The organism is Bacillus halotolerans (assembly GCF_004006435.1).
Taxonomy (GTDB): domain Bacteria; phylum Bacillota; class Bacilli; order Bacillales; family Bacillaceae; genus Bacillus; species Bacillus halotolerans.
This window is the reverse complement of sequence record NZ_CP029364.1, coordinates 4,024,548-4,050,507: the sequence shown is the minus strand read 5'-3', so window position 1 is coordinate 4,050,507 and position 25,960 is coordinate 4,024,548. Positions and strand designations below refer to the sequence as shown.

The window sequence follows — 25,960 nt, the reverse complement described above, 5'->3', positions numbered from 1 at the left end:
TTTTTCATTTTTTTATATTTCATCGATTCTCTAATCTTGTCGAAGAATAGCTAAGGCCTCAATGTGTGTAGCAAGCCATCAAATATTCAACATTCACTAAGTGTCCTTATCTCTGCTCAAGAAGATAAAAGAATGAACAGTATAACCGTTCTTTTCTCCATTTAAGGCCGTCCATTATGACAAGATCTTAATTGATAAGCCATTACAATATTTCAATGTACCCTTCTGTTCCATTCACACGAATTCGTTGCCCGTCTTTGATTAGTCTAGTAGCATTTTCAACTCCAACAACCGCAGGTAAGCCATATTCACGCGCTATTACTGCTCCATGGGTCATCAGTCCACCAACTTCGGTGACTAGGCCTTTTATGGATACAAACAAAGGTGTCCAGCTAGGGTCAGTAAAGGAAGTGACTAATATATCTCCAGCTTCTAGATCAGCATCTTCCATGTTTAAGATGACACGTGCTCGCCCCTCTATAACTCCGGAGGAAACAGGTAGACCTACAATCGCTCCGGCTGGGAGATTTTCTCGTTTGTACTCGCCTGTAATGATTTCACCATCAGACGTGATAACACGTGGTGGAGATAGTTTTTCATATAAATTATACTCGTCTTTTCGTTTGCTTATGATTTGGTAATCCAGTTTATTTGTGCGTACGACTTCGTGAAGTTCTTCAAAAGTGAGATAGTATATATCTTCTTTTTCATGAATAACGCCCACTTTTACGAGTTGTTCGGCTTCTTTCAGTAAAGCCTGCTTATAAACGAAGTAGCGATTAACCATGCCGTATTTTGGATATTCCCGATAACCGATGAAATTCCGGATTATGTCGATCATTCGTTTGGTTTCTTTGGCTTTTTGTTCACCATCCGGTAATTGCTTCAATCGATCTAATAACTCTTGTTCTTTCTTCAAAGCCTCCTGTCGCCCTTGTTCAAATTTCCGATGGCTGGCATTAGACTCAAAGTTTTTGATATTATTAAGAATCATTGGGACAAGTGTAGTTGGTTTTTCGCTCCACCGAGTTCTTGTAATATCAATTTCTCCGGCACACCGCATTCCGTATTTGTTGAGATAAGCATAGATAGCGTCTTGGATTTTCTGTCCATTTTCAAACTCAACCAGCTCATCCAAAAAGTGATCATTTTTTACATGCTGTAAATAAGCAATTACTTCTGGATAAGGACGTATCACGTCTGCGACGTCCAATAGCGCAAGACCCATTTCTGAAGTAATATTATGAGGTACAGATTGAGAAAGCGTATCTGCTGCGTTTTTTTCGCCTAACCACTCGTTCATTTTTTCGTTAATCCATGATGTAGCATTTATAGCAGCCATAAACACAGCCGAACTTTGTGGGTCAAATAAGATCTTCTTTAATTGCTGGATATCTTCGAGAATAAAATCAAACAAATCCGATCCCGATTTCGTTTGGATGTTTTGTTTTAACTCTTCTATCGATGTTTGACTACGCTTAATCAAATCAGAAACGATTGTTGGATCGTTCTCGAATTGTGCCAGCATATCTGTATTGTTACTTCGGTTGGGAATCGTTGCTGTTTTATCATTTGGTATCGACTTAATGAAATCCCGTCGCTCAATTGTTGTCATAAGTGCGTCTTTTAAGAGCGGATCGTGTTGTCCCATGCCATTTAATAAAAATTCTCTGCTGTCAGGTGATGCCAGATTATGTGTGACATCAACAAATAACCTTCCACCAGCTTTATGCATGGGTGCAGAAGTCGTCAACAGAAAAAAAGACAATCCCAGTGGTTTTATGGGATCCGTCATCATTTGTTGATGACCAACAGAGATATAGACGTGATTTTCTTGATCACTCGCTTCAGGGATAGGGTATAAAGTTGTGATTGGACGACTCTGGACAATATAAAAAGTATCGTCAACCAAACACCATTCGATATCTTGCGGGCAACCAAAATGAACTTCGATCTGTCTCCCGATGCGTGCCAGTTGTAAAATTTGTTCATCAGTCAGTGTTTGAGTCTTTTGCTGAGTAGGCTCGATCTGCTGTGTTTCTGTTCCTCCTTCTTTTCGTCCATAGTTAGCCAATTTTTTGGTTGCTATCATCTTATCGACGATTTGCTCATCCTGTACTTTATAACAATCGGCAGATACCAAGCCAGAGACCAGTGCTTCACCAAGTCCAAAACCGGCATCGATGGATAACACCTTTCTGTTGGAAGTGATTGGATCAGCGGTAAATAAAATCCCCGAAGTCTGTGGGAAAACCATCCTTTGAATGATAACGGATAAATAAACTTGGGTATGGTCGAATCCATTTTGCATGCGGTAGATTACCGCGCGATCCGTAAATAGGGAAGCCCAGCATTTGCTGATATGCAGCAAGATCGCTTCTTTGCCGATAATATTTAAATAGGTATCTAGCTGACCGGCAAAAGAAGCATGTGGTAAATCTTCAGCAGTCGCACTCGAACGTACGGCATAGGCATGTTCCTCACCAAACTGGGAGAGATAGTGAGCAACTGCTTTCACAACATCGGAAGGAATTTCTATTTCCATAATGATTTGTCGAATCTTTCTGCTGATTTTACCAATTTGATCTCGATCCTCAACTTTTAGCATGGCCAATTGATCCAACAACACTTGTAACATTTCGTTTTGTTCGACGGCTTTTTGATATCCTACTGTTGTGACACAAAATCCTTCTGGTACTTGTAGACCTTGAATTTTTGATAATTCCCCTAAATTTAACCCTTTTCCTCCAACAAGCAAATGCTGTGTTTTTTCAATTTCGTGAAAACCAAGAACCAAAGAACTCATTCTACATCTCCCCTTCAAAAATAATAATTGACAAAGAGCTTTCCAGCATGATATAATAAAAATATAAGATGGATATCTATAACTTTTTACACAGAAAGCACACGTAGTCTGATTATATCACCGTGTCTATTTTTGTGCAATATAAAAAGAACCTGGGCTATTTCAACAGGTTCTTTTTTAATTTCCCGCTATCATTAGTCACAAAAAAGTCGGAACTTTATTCTATAGAAAGAACATGAAAAGTATTTACAAGAAAAAATGACCAATAAACAAAGCAACATCCAACTTTTATTCTTGTATTGTTTCCATATTCAAATTGAATTTTTATAGACAATATATCAAAGGTTTTATAACCGAATACAAAAAAGAACCTGCATTTTGCAAGCTCCTTTCACGTTGTCAATATATTGTGAATGTTTAACGACAAGGACATTTATGTATAAATATTTCCTATAAAGTTTGCTCACTCAAGGGAGTCTTGCTCATCCCCTAATGAAAGGGGGTGATGCTATGTCAATATTCCAGGCATTAATGCTAATGTCTTGCATTCGAGTCGTTTATAATCGCCCTGCTGACGTATATAAATAAAAAATAGACCTCCCCGAGCCTCAGAACCTAAAGGGATAGGTCTACCAAGAAACCACATCGAGCAAGCCCTTTGATGGTCAGCTTTTTGTACAGAGCCGGGGTGTTGGCAGTACCCTAGGTCTTTTATGTTAAAAAGAAGATTCAAAAACTAAGCCAAAAAAAAATGAAGATATCGATACTAACATTTAATGCCTATTGAGAGTTCCTAGGCATTTTTTTGTGCAATAAAGAAAGACCCAGATCAAAAAGTCTAGGTCATACTGGTTCCTTCTATTCGCTTTGATATTTAGTACGTTTTCGTTGATTTAACTACGTTTATGACAACTCTTAAATGTATACTTCGGGTCACAGTTGGGGTCACACTCAGGTCATAACATGACTTTTACCGGTTTCAAATCATCCAATACAAACTAATCATTGTACAGTAATCTCCCCTATTTCTCTTCATTTCATATTTTCACAACAAATTCAAACATACAATAACAAAGTACTCCTTGCATTTCCTCACCCGTCATGCTATATTCATATAGCGATGAGCTGAATTGTGTAAGCCGATGTACATGCCCTTTGCAGCACACACGAATGTGGCGTGTTCAAAGAGGTACTACAAAGCCTTACACAGCGTAGCTCATCGCTTTTTTAATTCTGTCAGGTCACAGGTGAGGTCACGATTTTAATAATAAATCCATCTTATCTGCTGCTTCTAGTTGCATTGATGGAAGAGCGTGACTGTATGTTCCTAATCTTTGTTTAATATCAGAATGACCTAACCTCTCTTGTACTATTTTTGGACTTACTCCAATACTGATTAGATACGTAGCATGTGTGTGTCTCAGTGCATGAGGTTTAATCTTTGGTAATCTTAGCTGTTTGCGTATTGAGTGAAATCCCCTTCTCCAATTACAAGGCGGCAACCAATCCCCCATTTTCGTACATACCACTAAATCTAGATCATTGTATTTTACTCCTGCTTCTATCTTGTCCCTTTCAACCAACCTTTTATGTTTCCGTAAGCTTTCACATAGTGACTCAGGTATATTAACATTTCTGTATGAGTTAACTGTTTTAACTTCTGGCTCTAACCCATAGTTACCTTTATCATCTATCCTACATAGTGTTTGGCGTATTGTGATATACCGTTTTTCCCAGTTAATGCTCTTCCATTCTAACCCCAGAACCTCACCCATTCTCAAACCAGTCTTAATGGATATTTCATAAGCAATGTAATGTCTTGATGGGCGTTTAAGTTTTGAAGTATCCAGGAAACGTTTAATTTCTTCAGGAGTCCAAGTCTCCACTATGCTCTTTTCTCTTGGTAAGTTCAATTCATCAAAGATGGCCATATCAATTTTTCTTCTTCGTGATGCCTTTTTGAATATGCTCCTGGTTACCTGTACTGCTCTTCTTACTGTGTCAGCAGATACTTTTCGTTCAAAGTGGAGTGTATTTATGTGTTGCTGCAATACATCCTCTGTGATCTCATCGAATTTGTATACCGATAAATAAGAAAGAACATTGTATTGAAGTATCTCTCTATAGTTGTTAAATGTACTTGGTCTAAGCTTCACTCTTTTTGATTCTAACCAGGATTCAGCATACGTTCCAAATGATTCAGGTATCTCAGGTAAGTAGTTCTTTTCTTCTTCAACCTCAAGAATTACCTGTCTAAGTACCTCTTGAGCTTCTTTATAAGTCTTAATCCCTTTTCTTTTACGCTAATTCTCTTTTTGTTATTGGATGCGTTCCACCTGAATAAACAAAATAGTATGTTCCTGATTTTTCATCTTTTTTAACTTTTGTCATTCTGCTCACCTTTTTAAGTGAACACAAGGGAAAACGTACTAAAGACAATTATAATGACATGCTTATAAGAAGTCACACAATATATAGAGTGGACAGCAGCACACTAGGTTCGGAAGAATGTTCCGACCCTTTAACGCCCCTCTCTTCCCTTGTGATAACAAGAATACCCATCCATATTTTAACACACTGCATAAAAAAGACCCCCAGCTAAAGGGAGTCTAGTTTTTAATAAACTTCATCTAAAAGTTTCTCGCTTAAATCCTTAAATTTACCTTCATCTTTTAGAGCATTAAGAAGCGCTATCACTTTCTTTTCTTTAATTCCAAGAACTTTAGATAAGATATCACGCACTTCTGCAAAGTCAGGGACTTTCTCATTATGTAACTCCTGACTTGAAATGCCTTCAACCTCTTTTCGATACTGTTCTGGTGGCTGAGGACTATTTAGAACACGATCATTTAAGACTGATAAGATATATTCCAATTCTCTTCTTTTCTCACTATAAATATTATGTTGAATTAACCAATTGGAATAAGGGTATCTTGGATCATTCAGTTTTGCATTACTAAGCTTTAAGATTTGCCATTTAAGCTCTTCAATTTCTTGTTCAAGAAGTTCAACCTTTTCTTCTAATTGATTAGTCATTTATAGCCCTCCTGTGAATTATAGAAGTATCCAAAGTACCCCTTCTCTGCGCAGTGAAATTATACCTGTGCTAGCCCGCCATCTACGAACAATTCAACACCCGTCAAGTAACTGCTTTCGTCTGAAGCAAGGAAAGATACAGCGTTTGCTACTTCTTCAGGTGTCCCAACTTTTCCAGTTGGAACAGTATTTCTGGTATTTTCCATTGCTCCTTCAAGTGCATCACCAAAAAGCTCATCGTATGCAGGTGTAAGAATAACTCCTGGACTAACCACATTTACACGGATTTCAGTACCTTTTAGGTCAAGAATCCAGTTGCGAACTAGTGCTCTTAATGCTGCTTTAGATGCTCCATATACACTAAACGCTGGGTTGCCAATTGATCCAGCAGTAGAGCCCGTTACAATAATAGAACCTACTTTGTCCGGGAATAGTGATAACGCTTTTTGAACAGTAAAGATGGTTCCTTTAACGTTAATGTCGAACGTTCTATCAACCTGCTCTTCAGTAATTTCACCTAATGGAAGGAAGTTTCCGGTGCCTGCATTAGCAAAAAGAATGTCCAACTTACCTTTTTCCTGCTTTATAATGTCATATAGTTTGTCTAAGTCTTCAAGCTTAGAAATATCACCTTGAACACCGGTTACGTTCTTGCCAATTTGGTTAACAGCTTTATCAAGTTCGTTTTGTCTACGTCCCGTGATATAAACATATGCACCTTCGTTTACAAATTTTTGTGCTGTAGCAAGACCAATCCCACTTGTTCCACCCGTTACAAGCGCTATTTCACCTTCAAATTTACCCATACTTAACACTCCTTTAGAATTAATTTTATTTTATGTCTAGTACCTTTAAGTACTTGAAGAACAACTTACAAGATATAGTATCCTTCAGTAAGCACATTATCGGAAGTACCCACTTTTTTGTGATATAGTAACTAAAAAGTAATAAATGTGGAATGGAGAGCTTTAGACATGAAAAAATTTAGCTGTGGGTTTGAAGTGACAAAGGAAGTTATTGGCGGAAAATGGAAAGGCCTTGTATTATACTTTTTAATGAATGGACCAAAGAGAACGAGTGAATTAAAGCGCATTATCCCAAATATAACTCAGAAAATGCTGATTCAAACACTTAGAGAGCTTGAAGCCAGTGGACTTGTGAGCAGAAAGATGTATAATCAAGTACCCCCGAAGGTTGAATATTCATCCACTGAACTTGGAGAATCTCTTAAACCTATCTTGCAGGAGCTCTGTCAATGGGGAGGCCATTATGCGGAGCAAGAGTATGCAGAAGGTGAATATGAAATTGTACAACCAGAACAACTAAAGTGAGGATTGATGTAGCTGCTGAAGTAAATGCTAAACAACTTCAATACCATCACCTGACAGATGAAGAACAGTCAGAAATAAATGAGATATTCAATTATGAAAGTGAAGTTCTAATAAGAAGTATCATGGACTATATTCAGGAGAACTTTGATGAAATTCAAAAAAGAGCTGTTTCAAATGTTAAAAAGAAGGTTCAGAAACTTAGCCAAAAAATAAATGAAGATATTGATAATAATATTTAATGCCTATCTAGAGATAATAGGCATTTTTTTGTGCATAAAAAAGACCTGAATTAAAAATCCAGGTCACATTACTCCCCTGTATTCACCTTATTATTTAGTACGTTTTTATTGATTTAACAGCATTTATTCACATCCACAAAACGGTGTTTCAGGTCATAATCAGGTCACAGTACGGGTCACAGTTAAGTCAATTTTCTGAGTTTGGACAATAAAACACCAGCTTAATATCGTCATACAATTTAACAATATTACGATTGAATTTTGTGTTTTCGCTTACTTTCGACAACATCATACAAAATAAGACAAGTTTTATTACGTTTTCAATTACAATAACAAAGTACTCCTTGCATTTCCTCAACCGCCATGCTATATTCATATAGCGATGAGCTGAATTGTGTAAGCCGATGTACATGCCCTTTGCGGCACACACGAATGTGGCGTGTGGTGCATCGCCTCAATACGCAAAGACGTTTGCCTCTTAGGCAAACGTCTTTTTTGTGTTATCCGATTTTTGTTCCGTTTGGTAATGGTTGTTCAGGCTGAAGCAGGACGACATCGCCTTGGCCGGGAATGCCGCCGAGGACTAAGACTTCGGATTTAAAACCTGCGATTCGGCGCGGCGGGAAGTTCACGACAGCGATAATTTGTGTGTTGGTCAGTTCTTCCGGGCAATAGCGCTTTGTGATTTGCGCGCTTGATTGTTTAATGCCGATATCTTCTCCAAAATCAATGAACAGTTTAATCGCCGGGACTCTTGCTTCAGGGAACTCTTCCGCTTTAATAATGGTGCCAGTTCTGATATCCAGTTTTTCAAAATCTTCAATTACAGCCATCATTATATCTCCTTTTTCTTACTATTTTAAAAGAGACACCTGCTAAATGTTTAACCAAAAGCTCATATTTTTTTATCCGAATGAAAGGTGTTCCGGTATATTCGGGGCGATACACCTGTACTTTTTGCAAACCATCTTGTAAAAGAAGAAAGGTTTTGAAAGCCGAGCGCTTGACTCACGACAGTCAGCGCAACATTTTTCTCAATCAGCATCCGTTTCGCTTCCTCAAGACGGAGGTCAGCTATATAGGCTTTAGGGGACTTACCGGTCTGTTTCTTAAACCAGCTTGAATAGTAAGCTGGGTGATAATGTTCAATTTTCGCCAGCTTTTGTATTGTCAGCGGCTCAGACAAATGACTATGGATGTATGCGATTGACGCATGAGTATGGGTTTGCAGTTTTTCTTTTATGTATTGAACAAGCAAATGGAGCGTGTGCGCTGAGCGTGTGTTTGCTTCCTCTATTAATAAGTGCCTGATCGAAGACCAAAAAGGATCGATTGCAGCTTCAATCCCTGCGGCTGCATGATGCTCCTCAATTTTCATCGCCTGAAGCGGCACATCCAGCACAAGACATTCATTTCTGCCAATAGAGCGGAACCGATGCTCGCACTCTGGCGGAATATATAAAAATTGATCCGGCTTTAATATGACCTGCCGATCCTCTGTTTCAAGATCGATATTCCCTTCAAGGGGAAAAAGAAATTGGCTGTATGCGTGCTTATGTGAGGAATAAAGGCGTGTATATGTCCGTTTTTCACAGATAATCTCTTGAAGCGAATTCATCAGCCATCCTCCTTTTTGATCCGGTAATGGTGTTCCGATATAGGCAAGAACCCGATTTTTTCATACAAAGAAACGGCGGCTGAGTTTTCTTTCATCACTTGCAAGTACATATACTTGGCTCCATTGTTCATTGACCATTCAGTCAGAGCCCTGATGACTTGGGTCCCTGCCCCTTTCCCTCTATGTTCCTTTGCTACTACAACGTTGCTGAGTCCGCCATAGCCATCGATAACGGAAGCCGTGCCCACTGCTGTCAGGCTGCCTTGGTCATACATAGTGAAAAAGGTTTTACACGGCTGCATTCGTTTGAAAATGCTTGCATAGCCGCAATGCCGTTCGGCTGAAAATTCTTCCAATCGGATAAAATCATCAATCCATGAAGACGATGACTCCTGCTCCCACTTATATGTAAATCGGCTGTTGTCAAAAGTACGATCTAAAATATCGCAGCATGTTGCTGTCATTTGAAAACATTCATCAATCTTTTCATATCCGCTGTCTGCCAGCGCATCATCCAGTCCTTCCGGAGATGCGTCACTGATTTGAACACAAACGGGCAGGCCTAAACTTTTATAGAAATGCTCGATCTCTTTTTGGTAATCTCCTTCTGGCATGTCCGCCGATGTCCATACGCTGTTCGCCCGTTTGGTTACGCCAAAATTCGCTCTGAGAAGCCATTTCCCCATTCTTTTTTGAATATAAGACGGCCATGATGCTGCCGCTAATTGCTCAATTTTGTAAATATCATGCATCGCCTCTTGCCTCTCCCTTATATATACTGCATGATATATTATACAATATTCAGAAATATAAGACATATATTATTTAGTTTACATAATACTTTTATTGTTTGTTGACAGCCCCGATAGAAATAATCGAATTGAAAATGCTAAGCTTTCTGAAATGTCTTCCTTTAATTCAAACGCTTCTTTTCCGATTAAAGTCGCGAATCCGTGCAGCAAGCTTCGCAGCCCTCTTGTTGCATGGATCACAGTCTGTTCGTTTGCATAACCGCTGTCAATTAGCAGTTTCGTGACAAGACGGACAATCTGGTTTGACAGGCTTTCAGCTCTTTCATCTTGAATTTTAAGTAAAGTCGCTTCATAATAACCCGGATTTTCAACTGCAAACCCAACATATGCATCGCCTAAAGATAGCAAGGCGGACTCCCCCTTCTGTTCTTTGACGGAATCAGCCATCGTATCAAAAAGCCTTGTCAAACCGCTAACGGCAAGCTCTGTTCTGATTCCCTGCAGCCCGCTTATGTGATTATACAGAGACGGGGGCCGTACATTCATTTTTTTAGAGAGTGCGGCTAGTGTTACGCCGTTTATTCCTTCCTGATCAGCAATCTCTGCCGCCGCTTCTATAATCATCTTTTGATGTAATCCTGCTCTCGGTGACATGGTCAGACCCCCTTCTTTGCTTTTTGAATTGCTAATTTCATCGACTGTTCTGGTGAAGCAAGGAAATTCCCATGTCCGACCGCGAGACAGCTCGGCGCCTTGTCAACAAGCCATTCCGCGCTTCTTACAGCAGCCTCCTTATTCCAAGTGGCGAAGGCAGGAAAAGGAAATGTCCATCTCATCTGGCCGGAGACGGCTATTCCCCCGCGTAGTTGAAATGCATCCCCAGCTATTACAATTCCGTTTCTTGTGTCCAGAAACGACATGCTTCCCGGGGTATGACCTGGGGTTGAAATCGCAAGGAGAGAACCGATTGTTTCGCCACCCGCCAGCAAAACGTCAGGCTTTGTTTTGATATTTTTTGGAATTCCTCCTTTTATAGGCGTCTGCGGTTCATCTTTCCGCAAAGAAACATCACCTTTTAACAAGAATGAATCACGCTCGGATATGACAACCTTTGCATGAGGAAAGGCTTGGGACAGTGCATCCAGCGAACCGACATGATCACCGTGCGCATGAGTCAATAAAATGTGTTGTAACGGTTTTCCCAGCTGATTCACTGCTTGGATAATCCCTTTATAGCTGTTTGGAAGACCAGTATCAATTAAGGTTACTTCATTTTCTTCCTCTACAAGATAACAATTGACCGGAAATAATGTCGGATAAAACGTCAGCTGCCGCACAGTTTGATTCTGAATCATTCTCATATGATAACTCCTCCTGAATAAAAAACTAATGGTGTTAGTTTTATTATTAACTAATACCATTAGTTTTTCAAGAGTGTTATACCAAGTTTATGGCGACAAATATTTTAACCTGCGCCCGCTGCGGTGAAAGCGCACTTTGGTCATACTGCTCAAAGTCTCCTGAAAACGTACGCAAATGGCGCTTATCCCAAGACCAGATTTCCTTCCATGTGTCGAGTACAATGTCTTCAATAGGACCGATTCTTGAAGTGAAAACAGCATAAGCGGAAGCCGGTAAATATATATCCTCATAAGGTTCCGAAAGCATGTCGCTATGCTCGGTAAAAGCGCCGACAGAAAATGTGTAAAACCCATTCTCCTGCTGTTCGTAATGAGAGTATAAAGCGATAATGCTCTGATCTTTTTTATTAGGCGGAAGTAACACGCTCGTATCCTGCTGCCAAAATCGATTCCATAAGAGCGGGATTTGTCTTTTTTCCGTCATTTCCAATGCATTGCTTGTTCTTTGTGACAGCCCTGAAAAGCGCTTTTGTTCTAAATGTGTCATATGTGAATAGCTCATATGATACCTCCTTTTACCTAGATTATAAAAGAAGAAACCTGACAGCATTGTGTCAGGTTTCATATATTTTTTGCATATGAAAAATCGTTTCTTTTACCTTTTCCCGGATATGAAGGGGTTCCAGGACCTCAATATCCTTGCCAAATTGCAGCAAGAAACCGATCAGCCATTGATCCTCAGGCAGAGATATCACCGCTCGGCAGGCTTCATTATCATTAAATAGAAGGACATCATTTCCAAACCATTCACTTATACGCTGATGCGCACCGGGCTGGACAAGAATGACCAGTTCAGTTAAACGGTCCTTTCGATACCAATTCGCATCCCAAGGCAGAGTCTCCAGCTGTATGTCTTTTCTCTTAAATGATTGATGTAAAACAGTCAGATCTTTCATCCGGCTTAATTTAAAAAAACGGAAATCGTTTCTAACCAGACAGTAGGCGTATAAATACCAGCGGCCTGTCTTGCACACCAACGTGTAAGGCTCTGTTTCACGGAGAAGTGTTTCCCCGTTTGCATTTGTATATGTAAATGATATGGTTGACGACCGATCGATTGCATCACTGATGTTTTCTCGAAGCGCTTTTTGGTTCTCTGTTTGTCCCCATGCCGTCATGTCAATAAACCATTTTTCCGTTTCTCGCTTAAATGCCTCTGCGGCCTGGTCAGGTATGAGATGTTTTATTTTTTGATAAGCCGCGCTGTGAGAAGCGGGTTCATACATCGATGAGACGCTCTGCAAAGCGGAAGCAATAGCAAATAGCTCCTCTTCTTTCAGCCACTCTCTTTCAAGCCGATACGTTTCCATCACACTGATCCCGCCCCCGGCGCCTTGTGAGGTTACAATCGGAATGCCCGCTCTGCTGATCGTATCAATATCTCGGTAAACCGTTCTGACTGATACTTCAAACAAATCAGCTAGCTCAGCAGCCTGCACTTGTTTTTTGCTGATTAATAACATCACCATCGCTAACATACGTTCCAGTTTCATTTTTCGCACCTTGTCTCCTGCTTTTATTTTCCAATATTATCATACCATTTTATGAGGCTTGGGCATATCTATTATGCAGCCTAAAGGCATCGTGCATATGTTATGAAACAGGGGCCTCCCCTTCTTTTTTTATGGGCATTGTTTATTTAGACTACTATTTCAAAACGGATAAGCATACACTTCTCAACGGAGGGGATATCACATCATGCATCTTACACTTCAAAGCGTTTATCCTGTCGTGATTATCGTCTTTTTTCTGTATAAAAAAATCAAGCGATCCATCGGATATCAGCCGCTGAAGCCTCGCTGGCTTTTTACTCGTATGATTCTTTTTTCAATGTTTGCATTCGGTCTCACCATCTTCAGTCTCATTCATCCTTTTTTATACGGATATTTCATTATCGGCATTCTCGGCGGATGTCTGCTGGTTTTTTTCGCCAGGAAAAATCTTTCCTTTGAAAAACGTAGAGGAAAAATTTATTTTCGGACTCATATTTGGGTAGAGCTTATTCTGCTAACCCTATTTCTATCTAGATTTCTTTATCGTGTAACAGAGCTGTACCTTGCCGCGCCTGATTTACACAGCCTGGGATCTTACAGCCAATCTATCGGTACTGATCCTTTCACGATTGGCGTCTGTTTTCTGATCGCCGTCTATTATATCGGTTTTTCCTCTATTGTCATCAAAATCAGCAGAAACGGGCTGGAACAAAATGGGCACAGTAAAGAAAAAGACATCCTTGCTTAATCGCGACATGCGGCAGCAAGGATGTCTTTTTTAATCGTGTCTTGTATGATGGATCATTTGCTGAAGCACATCTAAAACATGCTCATCCTCGGGAGAATAGTAGATTGATGTTCCTTCTCTGCGCGATTTCACGAGCCGTAGATTTTTTAAAAACCTGAGCTGATGGGATACTGTTGATTGCAGTAAATTCAGTTTCTCAGCGATCCCGTTCACAGCATGTTCACCCTGAGAAAGCAAATGGAGAATTCTGATTCTCGTAGGATCAGAAAGCGCTTTGAAGGTTTGTGCGACTAGAAATAAAGTTTCTTCGTCCAAATCGGTCACCGTTTCATTCGCACGGTCCGTTTCTCGAAATTCAGTCATGTGTCTCACCTTTCTTATTTCATAGTTTTATCTTATAACAAATGACCTTTCATGCAAACCTGTCTCTTCTTGTTCCAATTTAATCTCATAGTTTAAATTTATGTTTCAAATCAGGTTTTCACTTGGTCTGGTATACGTTCTATGTCATAATGAAAAAGTCATACTGCTGCAAACATTGAGGGTGAAACACAGTGAAGAAAAAGAGAAAAGGCTGTTTCGCTGCTGCGGGTTTTATGATGATTTCTGTCTTTGTCATGGCCTCTTTTTTATTGGTCCTGCTTTTGTTCAACCGCGATTTAATCAAAAAACTTCCGATTGACACGAAAACAATTGTCCTCGAACGTTTAACTGATTATAAACCGCTGGTTGAGGACGAGCTTGAAAATCGGGGACTCTCCAATTACACATCGCTGATACTCGGCATGATGTATCAGGAGTCAAAAGGAAAAGGCAATGATCCGATGCAGTCCTCTGAATCTCTAGGGTTAAAGCGTAATGAGATAACAGACCCTCAACTCAGTATTAAACAAGGCATCAAGCAATTTACCCTCATGTACAAAACCGGTAAAGAAAAAGGTGTGGATTTGGATACGATTATTCAAAGCTACAACATGGGGGCAGGTTATATTGATTTTGTAGCTGAACATGGAGGAACGCATACTGAGGAATTGGCAAAACAATACTCCGAGCAGCAAGTCGAAAAAAATCCCGGGCTTTATACTTGCGGAGGAAATGAAAACAATTTCCGTTATCCGTATTGCTACGGTGATTACACGTACGCGGAAAAAGTAAAAGAAAAAACGAAAACTGTTGAAAAATCTTTACAAGTTGCAACACTTGAAACCATGGAATCAACGGCTCATTAAAGGAGCCTGTCAATTTACTGACAAAGCCCAAAACGATATTTGGGCTTTTGTTATGTTTACCAACCTCAAAAAAGCCATACAAAGTATGGCTTTTAATAATACGGTGATATCATCAAATATACAATAACGCCTGTAAGGCTGACATACAGCCACAGCGGCATTGTCCATCTGGCAATTTTTTTATGGCGCTCAACCTGCATGCTGAAGCCTCTGATCAGCGTAAACAGCGCAAGCGGCACGATAATTGCAGAAAGGCAGATATGCGTAATTAAAATAAAGAAGTAAATCGGACGCATAATACCTTCTCCGCCATACAGCGTATTCTCCGCAATCGAATGGTATGTGACATAGCAAATCAAAAACAATAAAGTTGTCGTAAAAGCAGCTAAAATAAAGCGTTTATGCGCCTTAATGTTTTTTTGTTTAATCATAATCAGTGCCGCCAACAAGAAGATAAACGTAAAGCTGTTGAATATCGCATTCAGCATTGGCAAAATGTGAATATTCGCATGGCTGAACTGATCTAATTTGGGCATAAAAAACAGCACTGCGATTAAACCGTTAATCAGAACTGTCAGTGTTAGGACAATTCCAGTATAATTTTTCGGTTTATTTTCTGTTTGATTCATTTGGTGACCTCTCCTAATTTGTACTGGCTATCCAAATCGTATGCAAATTCAACGGAGATGTCAACGTTTTCGATGGCTTCGTCAGAAATTAGACACACTTCAGAAGGCCGGCGCTTTAATAGCACCAGCCTTTTGGTTTATGCCTCTTGCATTAAATGGTCAACAACCTTATGTTCATTTTCATTCAGCAAATTCTTTTGGATTTTCGAATGAACGGGTTTGTTCATATGCTGATCGAGGATGTCAGCCGTTTCTTTATCACCGGCAATGATCATCCGCTCCCATTTTTTTGCCGCGGCCTTTTGGTCGAGGTTGGCCGCCAGCCGCTTGTACAGTCTCGTTTGATTCTCCGTTACATGATTCTTCAGCTGTTCCTCTTCTAATGAAGCCGATGTGGTTTTAGAAGACTGGCTGCTCTCCCATGATTCATTGATTACGTCATATTCATAATGTTCCACCGCTTCAATTTTGCCTAAAACGGTTTCTATAATTTTCACTTCATTTTGCTGCGTTAAAATAAAAGCCGTGCTTGGATACGTTTTGCGCAAATTCTCCAGCTGATCAAGTACAGCTGTCTCTTCCCAGTAAAATTTTGTTTCAACAGGAATTTGAAGCTTGATCGCTTCCCATATACCGCTATTCGAAACAAAAAACACGAGGCTGCGCGGCATGTTTTTTCCTATTCCGTTAAGGTGCTGATAGATTTTGTCCGTGATTGCATTCAGACACTTTTCTTCCTCAGGGTCACTTGCTGCCAGATATTCTTTTAATCTGCCGAACCCTGACTTAAGGGCAATTTTCCATTCTCCCCCTTGCTGCTCTGGATCCCTCATATCTGTGTTGAGATATAATGAGAGAATTTTGTCCGGGGATTCCAATTGGACATAACGCAATTTCTTAATCAATGAATCAATCGGCATTCATATTCCTCCTTTTGCAACGGGTTACTTTTCTTTTTCCTCTCTTAAAACCAATCAAACCTTCCTTGCACTAAATTCTAGCAATTATGGATTTATCATTTACAAACGCCTCTTCTATCTACTACAATTGGTTACTGTGTTTCTAACTATTTTTTGAAAGGGGTTTGATTTTGATTACCACTAAGGAAAAAAACCGCCAAGAGCTTGAAGAAGAGCTGAATCATTTAGAATTTCAAATTTATCGCATGCAGGAAAATATAAAGGATCTATCGAAAGATGCCAGAGTGCTTGGTATTGATCAATCGAAAGATGAAGATTGGATGATTGTTTCCTCGATTGATGATGGCCAAACATGCAAAATTATGCTCACAGATTGTGAAACAGCTTATAGAGGGAAAAGCTGCTTTTCACTTGTAGCATCCTATCAGGACGATGCCATTCATATTGGGGATATTAAAGGGCCTCCGAATTACGGCTTCGGTTCTATTTGTATGAAATATTTAAAAGATATTGCCAGAGACTGCAATATCCCGAAAGTTACCGGCGACATAGCCAAACGGGATTGGAATCATGTGGACAGACTCATTCATTTTTATGAAAAGCATCAATTTGAAGTATCCATTGACTACGATACACAATCAGGAAGCATTAAATGGACGGATTTCTAAAAAAGTCTGGAAGAATATGCCGAGATATGCTGTAATGGTGTAAAACTGTTTAGGAGGACCTGAAGTGTTTGCACCCAAACTGAAACCGGGAGACGAAATTCGAATCGTGTCTCCCGCCACCAGCATGTCCGTATTAACAAATGAAGCAAAGTTGCACGCAAAAACGACATTAGAACGATTGGGTTTTCGGGTGACCATTGCTGAATACGCAGAGGAGTTAAACGAATTCCAGTCATCCTCTATCGAATCAAGAGTAAGTGATCTGCACAGCGCCTTTTTTGATCCCGAAGTCAAAGCTATTTTAACAACACTCGGCGGATTCAACAGCAATCAGCTGCTGCGTTATCTTGATTACGAGAAAATCAAACAGAATCCAAAAATTCTTTGCGGCTATTCCGATATTACGGCTCTCGCCAATGCCATTTATCAAAAAACCGGTCTCGTTACATATTCAGGCCCCCACTTTTCTACGTTTGCAATGAAAAAAGGATTGGACTATATAAAAGATTATTTTCTGGCTTGCTGCGCTTCGGATGAAGCCTTTGAAATCCTGCCATCACAAGAGTGGAGTGATGACCAATGGTTTTCAGATCAAGAAAACAGGCACTTTTATCCCCATTCCGGTCCTATTGTGATCCAGGATGGCTATGCTGAAGGCACATTGATTGGCGGCAACCTGTGTACACTTAATTTGCTGCAGGGAACGGAGTATTTTCCGGAAACAGAAAATACAATTTTACTGATTGAGGATGATTATATGTCGGACGCAAACATGTTTGACCGCGATTTACAATCGCTCATCCACCTCCCTTCTTTTTCAAATGTAAAGGGGATATTGATCGGCAGGTTCCAAAAAGCATCAAACGTATCAATAGATCACGTAAAAGCGATAGTTGGTACAAAAAAAGAATTATCCGGCCTCCCCGTCATCGCAAACATAAATGCCGGGCATACCTCTCCAATTGCCACGTTCCCTATTGGGGGAACATGCAGGCTTGAAGCTGTTTCGGGTACATCACGAATATGGATCGACAAACATTAAACAGCTTGTAAAATCTTTTTACAAGCTGTTTTCACATCTGCACGTCATCTCAGTCCACATGACAAATGTCATATATGATGTATGATGTGTGCTACTACAAAGACATCCTTCTCTTTCGTATACTTAAGCGAGACACACAATGAGAGGATCCTTTACTATGACTGAACCAACCCTTAAACACAAACAAAAACTGCTGACAAAGCAAGTCGCTGCTTTTGCTCAGCCCGAAACAAAAAACAGTCTGATTCAGCTTTTAAACACGTTTATCCCTTTCTTCGGACTGTGGTTTCTTGCTTATTTCAGCCTCAATGTCTCCTATCTTCTTACTTTAGCATTAACAGTGGTTGCCTCAGGGTTTTTGACAAGAATTTTCATTATCTTTCATGACTGCTGCCATCAATCATTTTTCAAACAAAAGCGCTATAACCATATTCTCGGTTTTCTGACAGGTGTTCTGACTTTATTCCCTTACCTTCAATGGCAGCACAGCCATTCGATTCATCACGCGACCAGCAGCAATCTGGATAAACGCGGAACAGGTGACATCTGGCTGTTAACGGTAAACGAATATAAAGCCGCACCTAGACGCACAAAACTTGCATACAGACTTTATAGAAATCCGTTTATCATGTTTATTCTCGGACCAATTTATGTTTTTCTGATCACCAACCGTTTTAACAAAAAAGGCGCAAGACGTAAGGAGCGTATGAACACGTACCTTACAAACCTGGCAATTGTGTCATTGGCTGCTGTTTGCTGCCTGATCTTTGGCTGGCAATCGTTTTTACTGGTGCAAGGCCCTATCTTTCTGATCTCAGGTTCAATCGGCGTGTGGCTGTTTTATGTACAGCATACATTTGAAGACTCTTATTTTGAAGCAGATGAAAACTGGAGCTACGTTCAAGCCGCTGTGGAAGGCAGTTCATTTTATAAACTCCCGAAACTCCTTCAATGGCTGACAGGCAATATCGGTTACCACCATGTTCACCATTTGAGCCCAAAGGTGCCGAACTATAAGCTTGAAGTTGCTCATGAACATCACGAACCATTAAAAAACGTACCGACAATCACCTTAAAAACAAGCCTGCAATCACTCGCATTCCGTCTTTGGGATGAAGACAAAAAACAATTTGTGTCATTTCGGGATATCAAACAAATATCTTTCCGCCTTCCGCCTGATTCAACAGAAAAACAAAAGCTGCGGGAGAACGCCTGACAATTAGGAGGTCTTCTTATACAACAAGAAGACTTCCTTTTTATTGTTCGGTGGTGCAATCTGGCTTTTACAATGGTAAAGTTACATTTAAGATGAAAAGCTGAAAATGAGGTTATATCATGATCAAAAAGCATTTTACATTTCAAAAACTAAGCGGGATCACGCCTTATATATGGACGATATTTTTCATCCTGCCCTTCTACTTTATATTTAAATCATCTTCTACATTTGTTATTATCGTCGGAATTATTTTGACGCTTTTATTTTTTTCGGTTTATCGATTTGCTTTTGTCTCAAAAGGCTGGGCCATTTATTTGTGGGCGTTTCTGCTAATCGGCATTTCAACCGCCTCCATTACGCTGTTCAGTTATATTTATTTTGCTTTTTTTATTGCGTATTTTATTGGAAACATAAAAGAACGCGTCCCTTTCCACATTTTATATTACGTACATTTAATAAGCGCAGCTGTCGCAGCGAATTTCAGTCTTGTGTTAAAAAAAGAATTCTTTCTGACACAAATTCCTTTTGTAGTCATTACCCTCATCAGTGCAATTTTATTGCCGTTCAGTGTCAGAAGCCGCAAGGAGCGCGAACGGCTGGAAGAAAAACTTGAATTTGCAAATGAACGGATTGCCGATTTGGTAAAATTAGAAGAAAGGCAGCGGATTGCCCGCGATCTCCACGATACGCTTGGTCAAAAGCTTTCTCTTATCGGTTTAAAAAGCGATTTGGCGAGAAAATTAATATACAAAGATCCCGAACAAGCAGCGCGTGAGCTGAAAAGCGTTCAGCAAACAGCGAGAACTTCTTTAAATGAAGTAAGAAAAATCGTATCCTCTATGAAAGGCATCCGGCTCAAGGATGAAATCATAAATATCAAACAAATTCTCGAAGCTGCTGACATTACATTTATCTACGAAGTTGAGAAATTGCCCGAAAATATCTCATTGCTTAATGAAAATATTTTGAGCATGTGCTTAAAGGAAGCTGTCACAAATGTTGTGAAACACAGTCAGGCTAAAACATGCCGAGTTGATATTCAGGAGCTCTGGAAGGAAGTTGTTATTACAGTGTCTGACGATGGAACATTTCAAGGAAGAGACACGTGCTTTTCAAAAGGACATGGCTTACTCGGTATGAGAGAGCGTCTTGAATTTGCAAACGGGAGCCTTCACATCGACACCAAAAACGGAACCAAGCTTACCATGACGATTCCTAATAACTCAAAATAAACAAAAAGGATGGCTTACATGATTAGTATATTTATTGCGGAAGATCAGCAGATGCTGCTGGGCGCTTTAGGATCACTATTGAACTTAGAAGACGATATGAAAGTTGTCGGCAAAGGAACAACCGGACAGGATGCTGTCGAATTCGCAAAAAAACATCAGCCCGATGTATGCATTATGGACATTGAAATGCCCGGAAAGACAGGCCTTGAAGCTGCTGAGGAGTTAAAGGATACAGGCTGCAAAATTATTATCTTAACCACTTTTGCCCGCCCCGGCTACTTCCAGAGAGCCATTAAAGCCGGTGTTAAAGGCTATTTGTTGAAGGACAGTCCGAGTGAAGAGCTCGCGAGCGCCATCCGAAGCGTCATGAACGGAAAGCGTATCTACGCACCTGAGCTGATGGAGGATATGTATAGCGAGGCCAACCCTCTCACAGATAGAGAAAAAGAAGTGCTCGAACTTGTGGCTGACGGAAAAAACACAAAAGAAATCGCCCAAGAACTCAGCATTAAAAGCGGGACGGTGCGAAATTATATCTCTATGATTCTGGAAAAGCTTGAAGTGAAAAACCGTATAGAAGCCATTACGCGCTCAAAGGAAAAAGGCTGGTTTAAGTAAAAGAGGATCTGGGCATATGTCCAAGATCCTCTTTTGTTCATCTGCTACTCCCCACGCTGAAACAGGAGATATGTTGCCGCTCCAAGAATGAAAATAACACATGACGCCAGCTTGACGTGCTTCCATTGTGTAATATCAACCTGCGGGTCATAATCAGGCTTGTATTCAATTTTGAAACCGCAGCAAATGCCGGTACTTTTTTCGTAAAGAAGCCACGGGTACATTAAAGAACCTGATCATCTCTTGAAGATTCTATACTGGAAGGCATAACACACGGAACTTTTATAGACAGAAGAAAAGAGGAGTAAACACATGATCTACTCCTCTAATTAGTTTCTTGCCTCTTCACTTCTTCATAGTCTGGTGTTTTCTTTGATAAACCAAGGCGTCATTTTCGCCATTCATTGTTCATTGACATACCGTCCACCTCTTGATGATAGCTGTATAGCTCTATGGCGCGTATAAAACAAATGGTGCTATGACATGGATACAATCCCGAGGCTGCAACAAAAATGCGCCCTGATTTGACAATTTCACCTTTACCATCATCTGGCTTGAACATTGGCTTGTATATATTTAATGTAAACAAGGTAACTGTACTGTTTAAAGCCCCACTGAAAGAGCTTAAAATCGCCCTGAATAAAATAGCGGCAAAAACACCAGTAAGTGACGCTGGCGATAAGTCGATGATCAATCGAGGGTATACACTGTCAGCATTTCTATTCCGAAGCCATACAAATGAAAAGGCAGTCACTCCCGGAACTACTATATAATACACTCCGATCAGTTTAAAAGCCCCCTTCTGGCCTTCATCTGAATGTTTAGCGCCTAACGCACGCTGAACAAATTGCATGGTTCATAATACAGGTGATTCACTAATAAACCTGTTCAAATCGTCGGCCGGGATACATCTGCCGAATTACGAATATCGATTGATTGAGTTTTTCAATTATGTAATGCAGTCAGTCTTGCAATTCCGCTCCCAAAGCTGCCATCTTCGACTGCAAGAACACCGAGAACCACAATAAAAAAATCGCCGGAAATTAAACCAATTCCGTATATCACATCTGCTAAAAGCAGCTGCTATCAGCCCGCCAAAAAAATGTAGCAGTCGTTATGCAATAATGAAGGAAATCAGCTAAACCGCCATGAACGTGCTGATGCCAAACGTCTCCGTAAAGCGGAAGACAAGAGCCTTGAATACAGCACTGTTGCTGGAATGAAACAGCATAACCTATGATCAAATCGCTGCTCCAAAAAATCAGGTATCGCCATGACTCCTGTTTTTAAGTAACGCGGGCGGCGCACTTGCTTCCCAAGACATGCTGTCATAGAGCCCGCGTAGCTTTGTCCATTAATCAAAGTAACAGCACACCTTCTGCAAAGACAGTAGATGACAGGAGCGTTTACCTTCTATTCATCGAAATCAGAAAGAGCACAATTTTTCTTTTATCAGCGTATTATGTTTTACGTCTCTAAAAAACAAAAAAAGGACACGAGCTTAGAGCTACATGTCCTTTATCTTCATCTATTCTATTAATTTAACACTTTTACACTTACTGTTCTGACGCCCCAATTATGTGCATCACTTTTGTTTGGTACAAATACGTCAATTTTATTTCCTTTTATTGCGCCGCCAGTGTCTGCTGCTGTTGCTTCTCCATAACCTTCAACATAGACTTTAGAACCTAGCGGAATCACGTTTGGATCAACCGCAATAACTTTAGCATTCGGGTTCTTGTTTAAGTCGATGCCTGTTGCTGTAACGCCGGAAATGCCGCCGTCGTTAGCAGAGTAAGCAGTAGCAGTAACAGTTAGTTCTTTTGCCGCTTCTTGTTGATTTGTATTAGATTCAACAGCCTTTTCTTCTGTTTTAACAGAAGTTTCTGCTGCAGCCTTTGTTTCTTGTTTTGGTTGCTGTTGAACAGCTTCTTGTTTAGGTTGCTCTTTTTGCACAGCCTCTTGTTTTGTTTCAGTTTGAGGTGCGCTTGTTTGCGCATTCTCAGTCACTGTGTTTGTTGCTGTTGCCTGACCTTTTACTGAAAGTGCAGATCCAGCATAGATCATGTCAGAGCTTAAGTTATTCCAAACTTTCAGGTTGTTAACTGTCGTACCGAATTTTTGAGCAATCTTAGAAAGCGTATCTCCCGCTTTAATTGTATATTGCCCAGAAGTGGTTGTTTCTTCTGAAGAAATGGTCAGTTTTTCTCCCGCAATGATTGTATCAGAAGTTAACTTGTTCCATTCTTTTAGGTCCTTTAGGTTCACTCCGTTTTTCTGAGAGATCCCCCAGAGCGTATCACCCTTTTGCACCGTGATTTCTTTTGCAGAAGCGTGAGCTCCGAATGCAGTTGTTGAAAGTGCTGCAACTGCTACAAAGGACATAATCGTCTTCTTCATAAGTAAATCCTCCCTTGTTAGCTTTTTATTGGCGGCTAACAGGTGATATCGTAACACATGTAAATGTCAAATCAATAACAAAAAGATATGATTTAGATTACAGTTCCTTTACATGAAGGATTTCTCTCCGTTGGAAAGTCTTACTGAACCCTTGATATAATAGGCTTTTCAAGTCTTTTAAGTTCGGGTCAAAAAAAAGAAAAGAAAATGTGTTTTTCAAAGAAAAATAGGTTGATTTATGCTTTTTTTGAGTCTGTCACCTGTACATAAGCTTGTATTTCTTCTAAAAAAAGCCGGCCATATTTTGCTCTTTTTTGTTCTCCGACTCCTTTTATAGACAAAAGTTCCTCATCATTTACAGGCTGTTTTCCTGACATATCTTTCAGCGTCTGATCAGAAAAAACGACAAAAGGTGGAACACCCTGCTCCGCCGCAATTTGCTTGCGTAAGGTGCGCAGCCGTTCAAATAGCTCGTCATTTTCCGTAATGGCTTCTGCTTTTAATGCTTCTTTTCTCGCTACCGATAATTCGCCTCTCAGCACATTTCTCCCTTTGCCGCTTACAAAAAGAGTCGGAAATGTTCCATCTGACATCCTAATAAAGTCGTCAGCGATCAGAAATTCAATGAAGTCGCTGATTTCACCAACTGATTGGTGCTTTAATATTCCGTATGTTGAAAGGCTGCTAAAGCCGTTTTCGAGCACTTTTTTATTTTTTGATCCAGCGAGCACCTGGGCAACCATCGTCTTCCCAAAACGTTCATTCATGCGAATGATACACGATAAGACCATCTGCGCTTCTCTCGTCACGTCATGGGCTGTTCTTGTATCTGTGCAGTTTCCGCACTGTCCGCAGGCTTCAGCCTCCTTTTCTCCGAAATACATCAGAATAAATCGCTGCAGACAATCTTCCGTATGGCAGTAGTCAACCATTTGCCGCAGTTTTTTCAAGTCCTGCTTTTGCTTCTCTTCATTTTCCGATTGCTCGATTAAAAAGCGCTGCACCATAATATCCTGCGGAGAAAATAAAAGCACACATTCACTGTCGAGGCCATCCCGGCCAGCTCGTCCCGCCTCCTGATAGTAGCTTTCCATATCTTTCGGGATTTGTGCATGAAGAACAAACCTGATATTTGATTTATCGATGCCCATGCCGAAAGCAGATGTGGCAACCATGACCTGCATCTCATCGTTCAGAAACCTTTCCTGTTGTTCTTTTCTGACTTCGTCCTGTAAGCCCCCGTGATACCGCCCTGCGCTGACCTGATTTCGTTTTAATCGCTCATATATCCGATCTGCTTCTTTTCTTGTCGCGGTATAGATAATGCCTGCTTCATGTTTGTTTCTTTTTACATACTCTTCAATAAAACGATCTTTGTTTTCCCCTTTTGCAACTTTTAAAGTCAGATTATCACGGGAGAAACCGGTATACACCGTGTTTTCTTTTTGAATATGCAGCTGGCTGCATATATCATCATGCACCTCAGGTGTTGCTGTTGCCGTTAATGCCATGATGACGGGTTTGTCATTTAACTCACGAAACAGAATTTCAATGTTTCTGTAGCTTGGCCTGAAATCATGGCCCCATTGAGAAATACAGTGCGCTTCATCTATTGCTACTAAAGGAACGTCAATGCTTTGCAAAATACGAATAAATTCTGTTGACGTTAACCGCTCTGGTGTAATGTAAAAAAGCTTATAAGCTCCTTCTTTCAGCCCGTTCAGCCTTTCATATATCTCTTGATTGGTTTGCGTGCTGTTGATGTAAGCAGCTCTGATTCCCGCTTCTTCAAGAGCATCAACCTGATCCTTCATTAATGATATTAACGGCGAAATGACAATCGTTGTTCCTTCAAACATCAGTGCCGGAATTTGATAGCAAATTGATTTCCCCCCGCCCGTCGGCATGATGCAGGCCGTGTTTTGTCTCGCTTCTGTCACCGAACGGATGGCTTCCTCCTGCCCTCTGCGCAGCTTTTCATAGCCGAAATAATGCGACAAAAGAGATTGGGCTTTATGTAACATAACGTGTAACCCTCGCTTTTCCTTCAATTTCTCCCATCATATCACAAAAAATAACCCTGCATTTCTTCTCGGATGGAAATTGAATTTTCGATATAAAAATCCTTTTTCAGATAAAATAAAAAGCCATTTCCATAAAGGAAATGGCTTTCGCTACATCTTGCCGTATGCAAGTAAGAAAGTTTTAAACCACCACTCCTCAAAGTGGGTGTTTGCAGAAACGTTCCTGTCGTCCTCTACAATGGAGGCATGACATTCCGGCTTCGATATAAAACTCCCTATTACAGCTTAAAGGTTAAAACTTAATTAACAATACGTACAAAGTAGCTTCTTTTATATAGTACACCATCGGACATATTTTATCAAGGGGTAGATCAATTGTTCAGAAAAACTTTTTTCCGTCCGTAAAACTGTTTTTTCGCTAATATATCTAATGATTCGACAAACAAAAAATATATTACAATAAAAAACGGCGCTTTTTAACGACAAGAAGTCATCACTTTCTTCTATATAATATGTACACGCAAAAAAACTCCTATCT

26 protein-coding genes, 1 other RNA gene and 2 pseudogenes are annotated in these 25,960 nt (G+C 40.2%); 10 read left to right on the top strand and 19 right to left on the bottom strand.

Annotated features, from left to right (window positions below; all coding sequences use genetic code 11):
- Positions 1–202: 202 nt before the first annotated feature.
- On the bottom strand, positions 203–2,806 hold the full coding sequence (ppsA, locus tag DIC78_RS21085; protein ID WP_127696869.1) for a phosphoenolpyruvate synthase: 2,604 nt from the start codon (positions 2,804–2,806) through the stop codon (positions 203–205).
- 510 nt (positions 2,807–3,316) lie between these two features.
- Here ppsA and DIC78_RS21690 point away from each other — a divergent pair.
- Positions 3,317–3,401 (top strand): annotated as a pseudogene (locus tag DIC78_RS21690) (putative holin-like toxin).
- A gap of 658 nt (positions 3,402–4,059) precedes the next feature.
- Here the strand turns inward: DIC78_RS21690 and DIC78_RS21080 are convergent.
- The 3 genes from DIC78_RS21080 to DIC78_RS21070 all read right to left on the bottom strand — a co-directional run bounded on the left by DIC78_RS21080 (position 4,060) and on the right by DIC78_RS21070 (position 6,648).
- Complete coding sequence (locus DIC78_RS21080; RefSeq protein WP_240671131.1) at positions 4,060–4,962, bottom strand: tyrosine-type recombinase/integrase; 903 nt, start codon at positions 4,960–4,962, stop codon at positions 4,060–4,062.
- Between the two features lie 460 nt (positions 4,963–5,422).
- Entirely contained in the window at positions 5,423–5,842 is a 420-nt protein-coding gene (locus DIC78_RS21075) for a hypothetical protein (RefSeq protein WP_024121695.1), read from the bottom strand.
- Between the two features lie 59 nt (positions 5,843–5,901).
- The gene (locus tag DIC78_RS21070; protein WP_106021259.1) at positions 5,902–6,648 is read right to left on the bottom strand and encodes an SDR family NAD(P)-dependent oxidoreductase; all 747 of its coding nucleotides are present in this window, start codon (positions 6,646–6,648) and stop codon (positions 5,902–5,904) included.
- A gap of 168 nt (positions 6,649–6,816) precedes the next feature.
- Here DIC78_RS21070 and DIC78_RS21065 point away from each other — a divergent pair, with 168 nt between their 5' ends.
- Both DIC78_RS21065 and DIC78_RS21060 read left to right on the top strand, forming a co-directional pair.
- A complete protein-coding gene (locus DIC78_RS21065; RefSeq protein ID WP_024121697.1) occupies positions 6,817–7,173 on the top strand; it encodes a winged helix-turn-helix transcriptional regulator in 357 nt (118 codons plus the stop codon).
- A complete protein-coding gene (locus DIC78_RS21060; protein WP_049809936.1) occupies positions 7,170–7,412 on the top strand; it encodes a hypothetical protein in 243 nt (80 codons plus the stop codon). Before DIC78_RS21065 ends, DIC78_RS21060 begins: the two co-directional genes overlap by 4 nt.
- Before the next feature lie 500 nt (positions 7,413–7,912).
- On the opposite strand, the gene csaA is transcribed toward DIC78_RS21060, so the two are convergent.
- The 7 genes from csaA to DIC78_RS21025 form a co-directional block, all read right to left on the bottom strand.
- The gene (gene csaA / locus DIC78_RS21055; RefSeq protein ID WP_105955047.1) at positions 7,913–8,245 is read right to left on the bottom strand and encodes a chaperone CsaA; all 333 of its coding nucleotides are present in this window, start codon (positions 8,243–8,245) and stop codon (positions 7,913–7,915) included.
- Between the two features lie 62 nt (positions 8,246–8,307).
- Positions 8,308–9,030 (bottom strand): helix-turn-helix domain-containing protein, encoded by a 723-nt coding sequence (locus tag DIC78_RS21050; RefSeq protein ID WP_106022154.1) that lies wholly within the window; start codon positions 9,028–9,030, stop codon positions 8,308–8,310.
- Positions 9,030–9,782, bottom strand: coding sequence for a GNAT family N-acetyltransferase (locus DIC78_RS21045; RefSeq protein WP_106022153.1), 753 nt, complete (start codon positions 9,780–9,782; stop codon positions 9,030–9,032). The genes DIC78_RS21050 and DIC78_RS21045 overlap by 1 nt, the downstream gene beginning before the upstream one ends.
- 78 nt (positions 9,783–9,860) lie before the next feature.
- Positions 9,861–10,436: a TetR/AcrR family transcriptional regulator gene (locus DIC78_RS21040; protein ID WP_106022152.1), complete on the bottom strand. Its 576-nt coding sequence runs from the start codon at positions 10,434–10,436 to the stop codon at positions 9,861–9,863.
- 2 nt (positions 10,437–10,438) lie between these two features.
- Positions 10,439–11,143 (bottom strand): MBL fold metallo-hydrolase, encoded by a 705-nt coding sequence (locus DIC78_RS21035; RefSeq protein WP_106021266.1) that lies wholly within the window; start codon positions 11,141–11,143, stop codon positions 10,439–10,441.
- A gap of 76 nt (positions 11,144–11,219) precedes the next feature.
- A complete protein-coding gene (locus tag DIC78_RS21030) occupies positions 11,220–11,705 on the bottom strand; it encodes a GyrI-like domain-containing protein (protein WP_106021268.1) in 486 nt (161 codons plus the stop codon).
- A 52-nt stretch (positions 11,706–11,757) separates the two neighbouring features.
- A complete protein-coding gene (locus DIC78_RS21025; RefSeq protein ID WP_127696868.1) occupies positions 11,758–12,696 on the bottom strand; it encodes a helix-turn-helix transcriptional regulator in 939 nt (312 codons plus the stop codon).
- A 205-nt stretch (positions 12,697–12,901) separates the two neighbouring features.
- Between DIC78_RS21025 and csk22 the strand changes: the two genes are divergently transcribed.
- Positions 12,902–13,444 carry a mother cell-specific sporulation protein Csk22 gene (gene csk22, locus DIC78_RS21020; protein ID WP_095713089.1) on the top strand — a complete coding sequence of 181 codons (543 nt, stop codon included), beginning with the start codon at positions 12,902–12,904 and terminating at the stop codon, positions 13,442–13,444.
- A gap of 30 nt (positions 13,445–13,474) precedes the next feature.
- Here csk22 and czrA read toward each other — a convergent pair whose 3' ends face one another.
- On the bottom strand, positions 13,475–13,807 hold the full coding sequence (gene czrA, locus DIC78_RS21015; RefSeq protein WP_024121707.1) for a Zn(II)-responsive metalloregulatory transcriptional repressor CzrA: 333 nt from the start codon (positions 13,805–13,807) through the stop codon (positions 13,475–13,477).
- Positions 13,808–13,998: 191 nt separating this feature from the next.
- Here czrA and DIC78_RS21010 point away from each other — a divergent pair, with 191 nt between their 5' ends.
- Positions 13,999–14,673 (top strand): lysozyme family protein, encoded by a 675-nt coding sequence (locus DIC78_RS21010; protein WP_024121708.1) that lies wholly within the window; start codon positions 13,999–14,001, stop codon positions 14,671–14,673.
- Positions 14,674–14,765: 92 nt separating this feature from the next.
- Here the strand turns inward: DIC78_RS21010 and DIC78_RS21005 are convergent, their stop codons facing one another.
- Positions 14,766–15,302, bottom strand: a complete 537-nt coding sequence (locus DIC78_RS21005; RefSeq protein WP_003231280.1) for a DUF420 domain-containing protein — start codon at positions 15,300–15,302, stop codon at positions 14,766–14,768.
- A gap of 137 nt (positions 15,303–15,439) precedes the next feature.
- Positions 15,440–16,222 (bottom strand): VLRF1 family aeRF1-type release factor, encoded by a 783-nt coding sequence (locus tag DIC78_RS21000; RefSeq protein ID WP_024121709.1) that lies wholly within the window; start codon positions 16,220–16,222, stop codon positions 15,440–15,442.
- Positions 16,223–16,392: 170 nt separating this feature from the next.
- Between DIC78_RS21000 and DIC78_RS20995 the strand changes: the two genes are divergently transcribed.
- The 5 genes from DIC78_RS20995 (at position 16,393) to desR (ending at position 20,998) form a co-directional block, all read left to right on the top strand.
- Positions 16,393–16,890: a hypothetical protein gene (locus tag DIC78_RS20995; protein ID WP_024121710.1), complete on the top strand. Its 498-nt coding sequence runs from the start codon at positions 16,393–16,395 to the stop codon at positions 16,888–16,890.
- Positions 16,891–16,954: 64 nt separating this feature from the next.
- Entirely contained in the window at positions 16,955–17,932 is a 978-nt protein-coding gene (locus DIC78_RS20990) for a S66 family peptidase (protein ID WP_106021270.1), read from the top strand.
- Between the two features lie 157 nt (positions 17,933–18,089).
- A complete protein-coding gene (desA, locus tag DIC78_RS20985) occupies positions 18,090–19,148 on the top strand; it encodes a Delta(5) desaturase DesA (RefSeq protein ID WP_095713094.1) in 1,059 nt (352 codons plus the stop codon).
- 119 nt (positions 19,149–19,267) lie between these two features.
- Positions 19,268–20,380 carry a two-component sensor histidine kinase DesK gene (desK, locus tag DIC78_RS20980; protein ID WP_024121713.1) on the top strand — a complete coding sequence of 371 codons (1,113 nt, stop codon included), beginning with the start codon at positions 19,268–19,270 and terminating at the stop codon, positions 20,378–20,380.
- Positions 20,381–20,398: 18 nt separating this feature from the next.
- Positions 20,399–20,998 (top strand): two-component system response regulator DesR, encoded by a 600-nt coding sequence (gene desR / locus DIC78_RS20975; protein ID WP_010334571.1) that lies wholly within the window; start codon positions 20,399–20,401, stop codon positions 20,996–20,998.
- A gap of 325 nt (positions 20,999–21,323) precedes the next feature.
- On the opposite strand, the pseudogene DIC78_RS22225 reads toward desR, so the two are convergent.
- The 5 genes and pseudogenes from DIC78_RS22225 to ssrS all read right to left on the bottom strand — a co-directional run.
- A pseudogene (locus tag DIC78_RS22225) lies at positions 21,324–21,400 on the bottom strand (lipoprotein); the annotation flags it as partial.
- A complete protein-coding gene (locus DIC78_RS21935) occupies positions 21,387–21,851 on the bottom strand; it encodes a sodium:solute symporter family transporter (RefSeq protein WP_223203880.1) in 465 nt (154 codons plus the stop codon). The gene DIC78_RS21935 and the pseudogene DIC78_RS22225, both read right to left, overlap by 14 nt.
- A gap of 683 nt (positions 21,852–22,534) precedes the next feature.
- A complete protein-coding gene (locus tag DIC78_RS20965; protein ID WP_095713095.1) occupies positions 22,535–23,398 on the bottom strand; it encodes a LysM peptidoglycan-binding and 3D domain-containing protein in 864 nt (287 codons plus the stop codon).
- A 236-nt stretch (positions 23,399–23,634) separates the two neighbouring features.
- On the bottom strand, positions 23,635–25,422 hold the full coding sequence (gene recQ, locus DIC78_RS20960) for a DNA helicase RecQ (protein WP_095713096.1): 1,788 nt from the start codon (positions 25,420–25,422) through the stop codon (positions 23,635–23,637).
- Positions 25,423–25,565: 143 nt separating this feature from the next.
- A non-coding RNA gene (ssrS, locus tag DIC78_RS20955) (6S RNA) lies at positions 25,566–25,752 on the bottom strand.
- Positions 25,753–25,960: the final 208 nt, after the last annotated feature.

Excerpts from the sequence above, each read along its gene's own strand:
- ppsA (WP_127696869.1), bottom strand. The coding sequence starts at position 2,806 with ATGAGTTCTTTGGTTCTTGGTTTTCACGAAATTGAAAAAACACAGCAT.
- desR (WP_010334571.1), top strand. The coding sequence starts at position 20,399 with ATGATTAGTATATTTATTGCGGAAGATCAGCAGATGCTGCTGGGCGCT.
- DIC78_RS21070 (WP_106021259.1), bottom strand. The coding sequence starts at position 6,648 with ATGGGTAAATTTGAAGGTGAAATAGCGCTTGTAACGGGTGGAACAAGT.
- desK (WP_024121713.1), top strand. The coding sequence starts at position 19,268 with ATGATCAAAAAGCATTTTACATTTCAAAAACTAAGCGGGATCACGCCT.
- DIC78_RS21035 (WP_106021266.1), bottom strand. The coding sequence starts at position 11,143 with ATGAGAATGATTCAGAATCAAACTGTGCGGCAGCTGACGTTTTATCCG.
- DIC78_RS21075 (WP_024121695.1), bottom strand. The coding sequence starts at position 5,842 with ATGACTAATCAATTAGAAGAAAAGGTTGAACTTCTTGAACAAGAAATT.
- csaA (WP_105955047.1), bottom strand. The coding sequence starts at position 8,245 with ATGGCTGTAATTGAAGATTTTGAAAAACTGGATATCAGAACTGGCACC.
- DIC78_RS21935 (WP_223203880.1), bottom strand. The coding sequence starts at position 21,851 with ATGCAATTTGTTCAGCGTGCGTTAGGCGCTAAACATTCAGATGAAGGC.
- DIC78_RS21040 (WP_106022152.1), bottom strand. The coding sequence starts at position 10,436 with ATGTCACCGAGAGCAGGATTACATCAAAAGATGATTATAGAAGCGGCG.
- czrA (WP_024121707.1), bottom strand. The coding sequence starts at position 13,807 with ATGACTGAATTTCGAGAAACGGACCGTGCGAATGAAACGGTGACCGAT.
- DIC78_RS21045 (WP_106022153.1), bottom strand. The coding sequence starts at position 9,782 with ATGCATGATATTTACAAAATTGAGCAATTAGCGGCAGCATCATGGCCG.
- DIC78_RS21005 (WP_003231280.1), bottom strand. The coding sequence starts at position 15,302 with ATGAATCAAACAGAAAATAAACCGAAAAATTATACTGGAATTGTCCTA.
- csk22 (WP_095713089.1), top strand. The coding sequence starts at position 12,902 with ATGCATCTTACACTTCAAAGCGTTTATCCTGTCGTGATTATCGTCTTT.
- recQ (WP_095713096.1), bottom strand. The coding sequence starts at position 25,422 with ATGTTACATAAAGCCCAATCTCTTTTGTCGCATTATTTCGGCTATGAA.
- DIC78_RS21065 (WP_024121697.1), top strand. The coding sequence starts at position 6,817 with ATGAAAAAATTTAGCTGTGGGTTTGAAGTGACAAAGGAAGTTATTGGC.
- DIC78_RS20965 (WP_095713095.1), bottom strand. The coding sequence starts at position 23,398 with ATGAAGAAGACGATTATGTCCTTTGTAGCAGTTGCAGCACTTTCAACA.
- DIC78_RS21025 (WP_127696868.1), bottom strand. The coding sequence starts at position 12,696 with ATGAAACTGGAACGTATGTTAGCGATGGTGATGTTATTAATCAGCAAA.
- desA (WP_095713094.1), top strand. The coding sequence starts at position 18,090 with ATGACTGAACCAACCCTTAAACACAAACAAAAACTGCTGACAAAGCAA.
- DIC78_RS21050 (WP_106022154.1), bottom strand. The coding sequence starts at position 9,030 with ATGAATTCGCTTCAAGAGATTATCTGTGAAAAACGGACATATACACGC.
- DIC78_RS21030 (WP_106021268.1), bottom strand. The coding sequence starts at position 11,705 with ATGAGCTATTCACATATGACACATTTAGAACAAAAGCGCTTTTCAGGG.
- DIC78_RS21000 (WP_024121709.1), bottom strand. The coding sequence starts at position 16,222 with ATGCCGATTGATTCATTGATTAAGAAATTGCGTTATGTCCAATTGGAA.